Origin of the sequence: Bradyrhizobium sp. LB14.3 (assembly GCF_040547985.1) — a bacterium.
Classification (GTDB): domain Bacteria; phylum Pseudomonadota; class Alphaproteobacteria; order Rhizobiales; family Xanthobacteraceae; genus Bradyrhizobium.
Map to the genome: position 1 here is coordinate 685099 of NZ_JBEPQT010000002.1, position 12159 is coordinate 697257.

A 12159-nucleotide genomic window follows, 5' to 3' on the forward strand; every position below is an offset into this window, starting at 1 on the left:
CTGCCTTGCTGATCGCACTCGCCGCAATCTTCGTCCTCGCCTATGCGGCGATCGCGCTCGAGCATCCGATCGGGGTGAACAAGAGCGCGTCTGCGCTGCTCGGCGCGGGCGTGCTCTGGACAATCTACGCGCTCGCGACGGGCGACCACACGCTGGTCAGCCGTCAGCTTGATGAGTCCGTCGCCTCCACCGCGCAGATCGTGTTCTTCCTGATTGGCGCGATGACCATCGTCGAGGTCATCGACGCCCATGACGGTTTCGAGGTCATCACCTCCCGCATCAGCACGACCAGCCAGATCCGTCTGATATGGCTGATTGGCTTCGTGACCTTCTTCCTCAGTGCGATCCTCGACAATCTGACCACCACCATCGTCATGGTCTCGCTGATCCAGCGGCTGATCGCCAAGCGCGACGACCGCCTGCTGTTCGCCTCCCTCATCGTCATCGCCGCAAACGCCGGCGGTGCATGGACCGTGATCGGCGACGTCACCACGACCATGCTGTGGATAGGCGGACAGATCTCGCCCCTGAAAATCATGGGCGCGGTGTTCCTGCCCTCGCTGCTCAACCTGCTGGTGCCGCTCGCATTCATCAGCTTTTCACTCAAGGGCAAGACCATCGCGCCGCCGCCGAAAGAGGACGGATTGCAGAGCGTCGATCCGCTCGAGCGGAACGTGATGTTCTATCTCGGACTCGGCGTACTGATCGCGGTGCCCGTCTTCAAGACGGTCACGCACCTGCCGCCCTTCATGGGCGTCCTGCTCGGGCTTGGCATCGTGTGGTTGGTCGGCGAGATTCTTCATCGCAACAAGGATGAGCATGTCCGTGGCCCGCTCACGCTTGCGCATGCGCTGACGCGGATCGACATGGGCTCGATCGTGTTTTTCCTCGGGATCTTACTCGCGGTCGCCAGCCTCGAACATGCCGGCCTGCTCTCCATGCTGGCCAAATGGCTGGACGCCGCGATCGGTCGCCAGGATCTCATCGTCATCGCGCTTGGCCTGCTGAGCGCCGTCATCGACAACGTGCCGCTGGTGGCCGCGACCATGGGCATGTACGACCTCGGCCACTATCCGCCCGACAGCTTCCTCTGGGAGTTCATCGCCTATTGCGCCGGCACCGGCGGTTCGATCCTGATCATCGGCTCGGCCGCAGGCGTCGCCGCCATGGGGCTCGAGCGCATCGAGTTCCTCTGGTATGCCCGCCGCATCGCCGTCCCCGCGCTCGCCGGGTATCTGGCGGGAGCCGTGGTGTACATCGCGCAGCATGCGGTGCTGCAATGAGCTACTCAGGCCGGATCCAAAATTAACGCCGGCTTAACGTAATTCTTTAGCTCCTTAAGTCACCTCTTAAGGATTTCTTGCCAGAGATAGACAATGCAGAAGGCCCGCCTCGCGCGGGCAGGAATTGTTGTTGTGCGATGAGTAAACCCGCTGAAAAGCCCGAGGTTGTCCAGCTTCCGGCCGAGCCGGTGAGCGCGCCGTCGGCGAGCAGCCGAAGGGCTGCGGCGCAGCGGGTGCGCGAGGCGCGCGACAAGTTAACGTCGACCAGCGGAACCCGGCCGGCTTTCGACGCCGAGATGCTGCGCCAATATGCCCAGACGCGGCTGTCGGCCTCCTATGTCGCGATGCTGCTGGTCGTTGCCACCGGCGTGCTGTTCGGGCTGTGGATGCAGCCGATCCCGGCCGCAGCCTGGACCGCCGGAATGCTCTGCATCCACGCAGCGATGATCCGCAGTTGCCACCGCTTCCTGGCCGCGCCCTCCTCGCCAACCGCGACGCGCGCCTGGCGGACGCGCTTCGTCGTGCTCGACCTGCTCTATGGCCTATGCTGGATGGCGATCCTGATCCATCCCGTGCTCGACTTGGTCACGGAAACGCTGATGATGTTCCTGATGCTGCTGGTCATCGCAGTATCGAGCATGCTGGCGGCCAATCTGCCGATCGCGGCCCTTGCCGCCACGGCTCCGGTCGCGGTCGCGATGGCGCTGAGTTTTGTGATGACCGGCTCGCTGGACAATTACATCCTGGCCGGGCTCGCGCTCGCCGCCGAAGGCTATTTCGTGCTGCTGGCGCACCGCCTGCACTCCTCGACCTTCGCCACGCTCGAGGCGCGCGCCGAGAAGGACGCGCTGATCGGCGAGCTCGAACAGGCCAAGGCGATCTCGGACGAAGCCCGTCACCGCGCCGAATCCGCCAATGTCGCCAAGTCGCGCTTTCTCGCGCAGATGAGCCACGAACTGCGCACGCCGCTGAACGCGATCCTCGGCTTCTCCGAGGTGATGAAGAGCGAGATTTTTGGCGCGCATGCCGTGCCCGTCTACAAGGAGTATTCCGGGGACATCCATAATTCCGGCGTCCACCTGCTCAATCTCATCAACGAGATCCTCGACCTGTCGCGGATCGAGGCCGGCCGTTACGAACTCAACGAGGAAGCGGTCTCGCTGGTCGGCATTGTCGCCGACTGCCATCATTTGATGAAGCTGCGCGCCTCGAGCCGCGGCATCACCATCCACGAGGTGTTCGAGCAGGCGATGCCGCGGCTCTGGGCCGACGAGCGCGCGATCCGCCAGGTCGTGCTCAACCTGCTCTCCAACTCGATCAAGTTCACGCCGCAGGGCGGCGAGATCTGGCTCAAGGCGGGCTGGACGGCCTCGGGCGGACAATATCTCTCGGTGAAGGATTCCGGCTCCGGAATCCCCGAGGACGAGATCCCGGTCGTGCTCGCCTCGTTCGGCCAAGGCTCCAACTCGATCAAGTCGGCCGAACAGGGCGCGGGTCTCGGCCTGCCGATCGCAAAAAATCTAATCGACCTGCATGGCGGTACGTTCACGCTGAAATCGAAGCTGCGCATCGGCACCGAGGTGATCGTTACCTTCCCGCCCGAGCGCGTGATGAGCGCGCTGGCGCCGATGTCGGATGATTCTCCGCCGCTTCAGCCGGACAGTTCCGCGGTGGCGGACGAGAAGCGCAGGCCGCGTAACAAGCCGATCATGAGCGCAGGTACAGGCTCGTAACGAGATGCTTGCAGACATGCCCGACGATCCCTCACTATGCCCGAATGAGCAAAGAAACGCCGTGCGTCGCCGTCTGCATGATCGATCCCAAGACAAAACTGTGCTTCGGCTGCGGACGCACCTTGCCGGAGATCGCGCGCTGGCATGCTATGGAAAGCGCGGAACGGCTGGCGGTCATGGCGCTGTTGCCGGTGCGCATGAATCAGGCTGGACTTGCGCCCCTCGCGGGATCGCCGAAACGCACTTGACCGGCCGGCGCGCATCCGGGGGTGCGCGATGATCCGCTTCCTGCTCGTTCTCATCATGCTCGCCGGCACGGCGGGTGCCGTCGTTGCCTATGGCGATTCCGACCAGCTCGCGCGCGCGAGCAGCAGGGTCTCGCACATCTTTCGCACACAGACCGCATCGCCTGCCCCCGCCGTGCAGATCCAGCGCGGCCAGGGCGGCGAATTCGCGTTGCGCGCGAAGATCAACGGCGTCGCCGCACCGATGGTCATCGACACCGGCGCGACCTCGGTGGTGCTGACCTGGGAAACCGCGAAAGCGATCGGGCTGCCGCTCGAGATGCTCGAATACGACATCGATCTCGAAACCGCGGGCGGCCACACCAAGGCGGCCCGCCTCACGCTTGAGCGCCTCTCCGTCGGCCACCTCGTCGAGAAGTCGGTGCCGGCCCTCGTCGTTCAGCGCGGGCAGATGAAGACGAACCTGCTCGGCATGAGCTTCCTCGACCGCCTGGAGAGCTGGGGCGTGCGCGCCGACAAGCTGAAGCTCACCGGCTATCCGGAGCTCCAGACCGGTCACCGCCGCTCGCGTCTGGCAGTCGACTAGACTCCCCACGGGAGCAGCCGCGCCGCCACTGCCGACAGACGCGATCACGCGGGCTGCCATCGATCACGGACGCAACATCAAGCGGCGCGCCGCGGACTGCAATCCGGCTCTTCATGACTACGGCTAGGCTGCCGCCTCTGCCGGCGCGCGTGCACCGACACGCGCGATCGCATCGCGCAGCACCTCGAGGCCGGCGCCCGGCTTCACCCCCTGCTCGGAAAGATGGCGGCGGAAGGCGCGCGCGCCGGGAACGGCGTGGAATGCGCCGACGAAATGCCGCGTGATGGCGTGCAGCCGCGTGCCGCGCGCGAGCTGCTGCTCGATGTAGGCCATCATCGCCTCGATCGCATCCTGCATCGAGGCATGCGGCGCCGCCTCGCCGAAAATGTCCTGATCGACCGAGAGCAGCCGCCATGGCTCCTGATAGGCGGCGCGGCCGAGCATCACGCCGTCGACGTGTTCGAGATGTGCTCTCGCCTCGTCGATGCCAGGGATGCCGCCGTTGATGATGATGGGCACGTCAGGCATCGCGCGCTTGAGGCGATAGACGCGATCATAGTCGAGCGGCGGGATGTCGCGATTCTCCTTCGGCGACAAACCGTTGAGCCATGCTTTCCGGGCATGCACGATCAGCGCATCGCAGCCGGACGCGACGACCGCGCGCGCAAGCTTGTCGAGCGCGATTTCCGGATCCTGGTCGTCGATGCCGATGCGGCACTTCACGGTGACCGGCACGGCAACCGCACGCTTCATCGCCTCGACGCACCCCGCCACGAGATCAGGCTCCGCCATGAGGCAAGCGCCGAAACGGCCGTCCTTCACGCGATCGGAGGGGCAACCGACATTGAGGTTGATCTCGTCATAGCCGAACTCCTCGCCGATCCGCGCGGCCAGCGCGAGCTCGCGCGGATCCGACCCGCCGAGCTGAAGCGCCACTGGGTGCTCGACCCTGTCGAACCCAAGCAGCCGCTCCCGGTCACCATGGATGATGGCGCCAGTGGTCAGCATCTCCGTATAAAGCAGCGCCCGCCTCGTCAGGTGACGGTGGAACACCCTGCAATGCCGGTCGGTCCAATCCATCATGGGTGCAATACAAAATCGATGCGATAACATATTGATGTTATTTCGCTTTTCGTTCTCGGTAGGTAGTTGCTGTTTTTGGGCCGACAGAGATTTCAATCTAACATTCGAGGCATTTTCCTTTCATTTCAAGTGCTTATTTAGAAGGCTTCCCAGCGCTTTAGAACACGTCGGTACTGCGTTGCAGTACCGGATGAGCTTCCGCAGTACCGTGCTGCTTTGGACCCTTCTACCGATCCCGTTCGCTTCGGCCGCAAAATAATGAGCCGCTCTCACCATGCCGAGGGCAGAACAGGTGCAGTCGTAGTTTTGGAGGCAATAGAGCAAGAAAACTTGCGAGCTGCGGTCCCCAGGCGGGGCGACCCGATCGGCATTTTGCCCCTTAGTTGATACGGCCTTCAACAAGTGATCGTCCGGCTGAGCCAAGGCAATTGTCGTCGAAGTAAAATGCCCGCCCAGAACCGCTGCCTCGCAAACAAGATCATAGAGTTCTTCCCTGACCCAGCCCGCATCATGGCCTTCGTTTGTCTTGCAAAACGCGATGTACATGCGGTGCAACGCAGCTTCTTTGTTCTCGGCCTCGCGCTGCGCGCACTCGGCTTCCTTTTGCCGTTCGGCCCTCTCGAACCTTTCGAGAGCGAATGCGACATTCTCGACAACGCGTTCGAGGAGCGCGCTTATTTCGTTCGTGATAGAGTTGGCTGCTGCGAAGCAGAAAAGAAAAACGCCAATGCTTCGCGAGCGCTGGACAATCGGGACCGCCAAGGTTGAACTGACGCCGCAGGCAATCGAATGCTCTCGCCACGGGTTCAACGTTTCATCACGAACCACGTCATTGCTGAGAGCGGGGCGCCCGGAGCGATATGCCCGTCCCGCAAGTCCGTGGCCGTGGACTGAAGCCTCATCGACTCAAATGCTGATTTGCGGAATGAACCCTGTCTCGCTCGTTGCAGCGACGACATCGAGCGACCCCGTATTGTTTGGGAAGAGGATAGCTGTAACTCGAATGTGGCCGCCATGGACCGCAGCATCACGAACTCTTTGGTAGCTGTTCGCCGAACGTAGAATGGCTTCGTTCGTGGCGTTCAGTGCCGCGAACATGAGTTCGTGGTTGGTCTCCCCCACAATCATCCTAGTGAGTCCAGGGAAACAACAAGTTAGAATTGATGCTTTAGGACATCTTAATGAGGTGCTAGGTCATTCGATCGTCTGGGCCGCGCGGCGGTATTCGCATCCGACATAGGCGAGTGCTCGAGCGACAGTTCTGCAGGAGCTTGCCGGCGGACCAGCTTTTTGCCGCGCAGGTTGAGCGGCACGCCGTAGCGACCCCAGGCTGTCGAAGGCAACCAGTCAGCACAAGTTTTCGCTGTCTGTCAGCAATACGATGCCCTTGCGAGGCAGCTTCTCTCCCGGGATTTGATCCCGCATCGATTGCTCCGTTAGTTGCCCGCCAATAAGACCGATCGCCACTGCTGCGATCAGGACAACAAGGGATGGACAGCCGGGTGGCAAGTTCCGGGGAAACGCGCACGAGTACCGGCGAGGTGCTGCGCGTCGAAGGCCTGACCGTCCAGTACGGCGCGCTGGTCGCGCTGCGCGACGTGAGCTGGTCGGTTCATAGCAACGAGATCCTCGGCATCATTGGCCCGAACGGCGCCGGCAAAAGTACCTGCTTTGCAGCCGTTACGAATGCCGTGACGTATCGGGGCCGTGCCTTTCTCGACAGCAGCGACGTCTCCGCGCTCCAAACATTCGATCTCGCCAGCCGCGGCCTGCGCCGAACGTTCCAGCAGAACTCGTTCTTCGGCGAGTTGACGGTCCTACAGAATGCCATTTCGGCGATCTTCCGGAACTTCTCGACGAACTTAGTCACGTCCCTCTTCGTACCCTGGCGCGAGGCCACGACCCGCCGTACCGCCGAGATCGCCGCGGCACAATTACTCGACTCCTTCGGCATCCCAAGGCCGTACCATGAGCAGCTTCCGGGCGACATTCCCTACGGCGTGCAGCGGTTGCTTTCAGTGGCGCTTGCCTATGGCACCGGCGCGAAAGTGCTGCTGCTGGATGAGCCGGCCGCCGGCCTCAGCGGGGGCGACATGAAAAAGCTCGCCGATGTCCTGATGGAGTTGCGCAAGCGCGGGCTCGCCCTTGTCGTGATCGAGCACCACATGGACCTGATCATGTCCATCGCCGACCGCATCGTCATGATCGATCAGGGCGCGATGCTGGCGACGGGAACGCCGGCCGACATCCAATGCGATGCCCGGGTCCGCGAAGCCTATCTGGGGCGCGACGAATGACCGGCGTGCTGAGCAGCGACAATCTCTCGATCCGCTACGCTGGCAATGTTGCGGTATCAGGCGTCAATATCGACGTTCCACTCGGCCGGATGGTCGGCCTAGTCGGCGCCAACGGTGCCGGCAAGACCACGCTGGTCAACGCGCTTGCCGGCTGGTCACGCGGCCTCGCCATTGTAACGGGTCACGTCCAGCTCGAGGGTCGCAACATCGAGAAGCTCGCCGCCCACGAGCGCGTCGGACGTGGCCTCACGTTGGTGCCGGAAGGCAAGAACATTTTTGCCCAGCTGACAGTTGACGAGAATCTCGCGCTTGTGCGCCCGCCCGGTGACACGACCGGCAGACACCTCTTTACCACCCATGAGGTCTTTGACTTCTTTCCCCGCCTCGCAGAACGCCGCTCGCACAAAGGCGCGGCATTATCCGGCGGCGAGCGGCAGATGCTTGCGGTCGGGCGTGCCCTGCTCGCAGGACCGCGCGTGCTGATGCTGGATGAACCTTCCGCAGGGCTCGCGCCTCGACTTATCACCGACCTGCTCTCCCGCATCCGCCTGCTGGTCGATCGCGGGCTGCCGGTGCTGCTGGTCGAGCAGAATGTGAAAGCGGCGCTCAAGGTGGTCGATCATCTCTATCTGCTGGAACGCGGCCGGGTGGTCGGCGAAGGTGCGGCCGCCGTAATGGCTAGCGATCACCGCATCATCGAGGCCTATCTCGGCACCATCGCGGATCCGCCGACATGAACATCGCGCAGCAGATCATCAATGGCATCGTGCTCGGTTCCGGCTACGCCTGCATTGCGCTCGGCTGGACCATTTTGCTCGGCGTCGCGCGCCTCGTGAATTTCGCCCATGGTCAGCTCTATATGCTCGGCGCGTTCGTCACCTGGTACGCGATCACCAAGCTAGGTCTGTCCTATCCGCTCGCCATTCTCGTGGCTATCATCGTGCTCGGAGCAACCGGCCTCTTGATGCAAAGTGCGATGATGCGCCTAGTGATGACACAGAACCTGACCAGCCTGATGATCGTAACGCTCGGGCTCGGCTATGTCCTCCAGGGCGTAAGTGCCCTGATCTTCGGCGGCAATCCCCAGATCCTTCCCGGAACATTGGCGCGCGCCAAGGTGGATCTTGGTCCGCTGTGGTTCACCTGGCAGGACGTGCTGGTGCTTGTCGTGACGATTTTGCTCTATGGCGCCGTTTGGGTATTCACGCAGCGCACCCGCTTCGGCGCGGTCATTCGCGCCGTCGCCGAGGACCCCAAGCTCGCGGAGCTGTTCGGGATCAACGCCAAGACAGTCTATCTCCTCGTCTTCATGTTCGAATGTTCTGCGGTCGCGCTCGGCGCGGCGCTGGTTGCGCCCCGTTCACCGATCTTGACCAGCATGGGCTTTAACGAGGTCATCATGACCTTCGTCGTTGTCGTGCTAGGCGGCATCGGTTCGATCGGCGGCGCGCTCGCGGCCGGCCTCGGGCTCGGCCTGTTCACGGCTTTCTTCGGCGCATTCATTGCGCCAGCCTACACGACGGCGGCCGCCTTTGCGCTACTGCTGGCTTTGCTAGTGATCCGTCCCGCGGGGCTTGCGACCAGATGACCGCGATCGAATCCCCTCGGCCGGCCTCGATGCCGTTCCTGCGCCTGCTCGCGACCGCGGCTTCCGTCGTGATCGGCTTCTTCCTGCCGCGCCTGCTCGGCGGCACCTCGGTTGCCTATTCGACACTGACCACGATCGCGATCTTCGCGGTAATGTGCTACGGTGCCGATATCATTCTGTCCTATCTCGGCGAGGTCAGCCTCGGACACACCGTGTTTTGGGCCATCGGCGGCTATGCAGCCGCGAACCTCTCGGTCAGCTACGGCGTCAACGGGTGGATCACGGCTGCGACCACAATCGTGCTGTGCCTCGCGGCCGCTGCCTTCCTCGGCGCAGTCACCTTGCGCACGCGCGAATTCGTTTTCTCGCTCGTGACCTACGCGGCAGCGGTCGTCGCCTACGAGATTACCTTCAACTGGGACGCGGTGGGCGGTTCGGATGGCATCGTCGGCATTCCGCCACTGAAGCTACCTTTGATCTTCACGAATTTCTCCGGCGCGATGCAAGAGGATCTCTGGCCGATCGCCTTCGCCCTGCTTGTGTTGACTTTGGCCTTCATCGCACGCTTTCGTCGCTCCCGCCTCGGCACCACTGCGCTGATGGTGCAGATGAACCCGGCACTCGCCGCGAGCCTTGGCGTCGATCCACGCCGGATCAGGCTCGCAGTATTCGTGATATCCGCGCCGATCACGGGGCTCGCCGGCTGGCTGTACGCGTATCAGCGCGCCTATGTCGGCCCGGACATGTTCGAGTCCTACTTTCTGGTCCTGATGCTCACCGCCATCGTGCTGGTCGGACGCCGCATCCTGCTGGGGCCCCTGATCGGCACCGCACTCCTGATCGCCCAGCAGAACCTGTTCTCGCTCGGCGGTGACTGGAACAAGATCGTGCTGGGATCCGTGCTCGCACTGGTCCTGATCTTCTGGCCCACCGGTCTCGTGGGCCTTTATCGCCATATTACCAAGAAGTCCTGAAGACACATATTGGGAGGAATTGCATGCACAAGACGAAACTGGCTCTCGCGCTGCTGGCGGGTCTCGCATCGATGCCAGCGATGGCGCAGGACATCAAGGTCGGCACTATCTTTCCGCTGAGCGGCGGCGCTGGCCCGGACGGACAGACCGTGACCAATGCGGTCAAGTTGATGGTGCAGCAGATCAACGATAAGGGCGGCCTGCTCGGCCGCAAGCTCACGATGATCTCCAAGGACGACGAGAGTACGCCCGCGGTCGGCGTCAGCCGAGCCAACGAAATGATTGCCGAGAAGGCCGACGTCGTCATCGAAGGGTGGAACTCACCAGTAACGCTCGCGATGCAACCGATCCTCGCTCGTGGCAACGTGTTGGATATCACAGCGGTGTCGAAATCGGAGCTGATCCTCAGCGGCGAGACCAATCCGTACGCGATCCGGATCAACAGCTCGAACGGCTTTGACGCTGCCGTGATCGCCAAATATGTCGTCGAGACCATGAAAGCCAAAAAGGTGGCTTTCCTGACTCAGAACGACGTCTACGGCAACGGTTTCCAATCCGCCGTCGAAGCCGAGTTCAAGAAGCTGAATTTTTCCGGCCAAGTCGTCATGACCGAGAAGTTCGCATTCAAGGATACTGATTTCCGCGTCCAGCTTACCAATCTAAAGGGCGCCATCCCGGACGCGGTCATCGTCACTAACTCCTCGAATTCTTCGGGCCTGCCAGCGATGGTCGAGCAGTACCGCCAGGCCGACATCAACTCGACCTTCGTCGGCGCCGTCGGCATCATGCTGACTACGGTGTTCAAGGTGGCCGGCGATGCCAATAACGGCGTGATCTCAGCGGACATCTTCTTCCCCGACCTGCCGCCGTTCACGACCATTCCGGAGAGTAAAGCCTTCGTGGCCGCCTATACGAAGGCCTATGGGGCCGCTCCCGACAAGAGCGCCGCGCTGGGCGCCGCCGCCGTGCAGGTGTGGGCGCAGGCGGTGGAGTCTACAAAGTCGCTTGATCGCAAGACCGTTGCGGACGCGATCCGCGGGAAGCCAGTCAAGGGGACGGTGTTCGGCGACGTCCAGTTCCTGCCGAACGGGCAAATGCAGCCGCACTATGTTGTGTTCAAGGTAGTCGACGGCAAGAACGCCAAGCTCGAGGCGCTGCAGCAATAGCTTCGCACGCGCACTGGACACTTCTAAGCCCGCCACATCCCGTGGCGGCCGCCTCGACCAACCGGAGCGTGAGGTGCACTCACCGTCTTGTTGGCAGTACTAGTTCCGTCTCTTCAGCATGGTCGATTGCCTCCGCAAGTCGAGAATTCTGCGTCGGATCGATTTGCGCGTCTGGCTTCGGCCGGTGCTTCCGTGGAGGTCGCCGTCCAATCGCGCAATCCCTCGCATTGAGTGGAGAAACAAATGCCCGCGGAAGACATCAAAGCGCCAGGCCGAAAAGGCCTCCTGACCGCTGCGGCTGCCGCCGTCCTTATGGTTGGGCTCGTGCTCAGCTACGGATTGATCGGCCGCGCGCAGAGCAAGCAGGAGGTGGTGGACTGGACCAACACCCATGCCATCCCAACGTTGCGGTGGCCGCGCTGATCCCCGGCGGCTCGCATCAGACGACATTGCCCGGCAATATCCAGCCGTTCAACCGGGCGGCGATTTTCGCGCGCGTCAACGGTTACGTGAAGAGCTGGGACCACGACATCGGATCACCGCAGCAACAAGCAAGACTATCAACCGCGCGCCGCCCGATTTCAATACCGGAGGCGTCAACTGCGACTACGACCTGCCCGTACCACGGTCGTACTCGGGATCGCTGGAGATATCCCGAGCGACACGCTCGCCGTATTGGACCGCTAGTTCAGCGGAGCCAAACATCCCCCTGCATCGTCCGCCTGTATTTGACCATTGTGGATGATCGGAAAATAGTAGCGCCGCACAGCAATGCCTCCGTCCTTTAGCCGCGATCATGCCGTGTCAGGACGGCGCGCACCTGTCGGGAACGACAGGGACAGCTGCGCTAGCGTCGCTTCCACCTTAGGTCACACAACACCCTTGTGCCCAACGCTCGGTCACTGTTCCGCAAGGGTGCCCATGTGCACGCTGCCGCACATTCAGTTCCTGTAACTAGTTCATGTGTATCGAGAATCCGGCCTCGCTTTGAACTGCGAGTGTTGCAACTCAGCTACAGCCACGTGCACCTGACCAAATTACGATCCTCTTGCAGGTGGGCGAATACACCGATTCATTGAACTCGTTTCTGGGGAGACACTCGCATGAAAAAGCTTTTAGTTGCCGCAGCCGGAACACTAGTTTTGGGCCTGTCGGCTCCCGCCAGTGCGGCGGACCTCGCTGCACGTCCCTACACCAAAGCTCC

The 12159-nt window shown here is 62.2% G+C and carries 12 protein-coding genes; 10 read left to right on the forward strand and 2 right to left on the reverse strand.

Annotated features, from left to right (window positions below):
- The first annotated feature begins 5 nt into the window (after window positions 1–5).
- From nhaD to ABIB00_RS07095, 4 genes are all read left to right on the forward strand, one after another.
- Window positions 6–1283 carry a sodium:proton antiporter NhaD gene (nhaD, locus tag ABIB00_RS07080; RefSeq protein WP_354103836.1) on the forward strand — a complete coding sequence of 426 codons (1278 nt, stop codon included), beginning with the start codon at window positions 6–8 and terminating at the stop codon, window positions 1281–1283.
- A 137-nt stretch (window positions 1284–1420) separates the two neighbouring features.
- Window positions 1421–3016 (forward strand): sensor histidine kinase, encoded by a 1596-nt coding sequence (locus ABIB00_RS07085; protein WP_247340857.1) that lies wholly within the window; start codon window positions 1421–1423, stop codon window positions 3014–3016.
- Window positions 3017–3060: 44 nt separating this feature from the next.
- Window positions 3061–3264, forward strand: coding sequence for a DUF1289 domain-containing protein (locus ABIB00_RS07090; protein ID WP_354103837.1), 204 nt, complete (start codon window positions 3061–3063; stop codon window positions 3262–3264).
- Between the two features lie 28 nt (window positions 3265–3292).
- Entirely contained in the window at window positions 3293–3847 is a 555-nt protein-coding gene (locus ABIB00_RS07095; protein ID WP_354103838.1) for a TIGR02281 family clan AA aspartic protease, read from the forward strand.
- A 123-nt stretch (window positions 3848–3970) separates the two neighbouring features.
- Here ABIB00_RS07095 and dusA read toward each other — a convergent pair whose 3' ends face one another.
- Together dusA and ABIB00_RS07105 are read right to left on the reverse strand one after the other, a co-directional pair.
- A complete protein-coding gene (gene dusA / locus ABIB00_RS07100; protein ID WP_354103870.1) occupies window positions 3971–4966 on the reverse strand; it encodes a tRNA dihydrouridine(20/20a) synthase DusA in 996 nt (331 codons plus the stop codon).
- An 84-nt stretch (window positions 4967–5050) separates the two neighbouring features.
- On the reverse strand, window positions 5051–5758 hold the full coding sequence (locus ABIB00_RS07105) for a GAF domain-containing protein (protein ID WP_354103839.1): 708 nt from the start codon (window positions 5756–5758) through the stop codon (window positions 5051–5053).
- A 662-nt stretch (window positions 5759–6420) separates the two neighbouring features.
- Here ABIB00_RS07105 and ABIB00_RS07110 point away from each other — a divergent pair.
- The 6 genes from ABIB00_RS07110 (at window position 6421) to ABIB00_RS07135 (ending at window position 11378) form a co-directional block, all read left to right on the forward strand.
- Window positions 6421–7227, forward strand: coding sequence for an ABC transporter ATP-binding protein (locus ABIB00_RS07110; protein WP_354103840.1), 807 nt, complete (start codon window positions 6421–6423; stop codon window positions 7225–7227).
- Window positions 7224–7964, forward strand: coding sequence for an ABC transporter ATP-binding protein (locus ABIB00_RS07115; RefSeq protein ID WP_354103841.1), 741 nt, complete (start codon window positions 7224–7226; stop codon window positions 7962–7964). The genes ABIB00_RS07110 and ABIB00_RS07115 overlap by 4 nt, the downstream gene beginning before the upstream one ends.
- On the forward strand, window positions 7961–8815 hold the full coding sequence (locus ABIB00_RS07120; protein ID WP_354103842.1) for a branched-chain amino acid ABC transporter permease: 855 nt from the start codon (window positions 7961–7963) through the stop codon (window positions 8813–8815). The genes ABIB00_RS07115 and ABIB00_RS07120 overlap by 4 nt, the downstream gene beginning before the upstream one ends.
- Window positions 8812–9789 (forward strand): branched-chain amino acid ABC transporter permease, encoded by a 978-nt coding sequence (locus ABIB00_RS07125; RefSeq protein ID WP_354103843.1) that lies wholly within the window; start codon window positions 8812–8814, stop codon window positions 9787–9789. Before ABIB00_RS07120 ends, ABIB00_RS07125 begins: the two co-directional genes overlap by 4 nt.
- 23 nt (window positions 9790–9812) lie before the next feature.
- Window positions 9813–10955 carry an ABC transporter substrate-binding protein gene (locus tag ABIB00_RS07130; protein ID WP_354103844.1) on the forward strand — a complete coding sequence of 381 codons (1143 nt, stop codon included), beginning with the start codon at window positions 9813–9815 and terminating at the stop codon, window positions 10953–10955.
- 243 nt (window positions 10956–11198) lie between these two features.
- The gene (locus ABIB00_RS07135) at window positions 11199–11378 is read left to right on the forward strand and encodes a hypothetical protein (protein WP_354103845.1); all 180 of its coding nucleotides are present in this window, start codon (window positions 11199–11201) and stop codon (window positions 11376–11378) included.
- The last annotated feature ends 781 nt before the right edge of the window (window positions 11379–12159 follow it).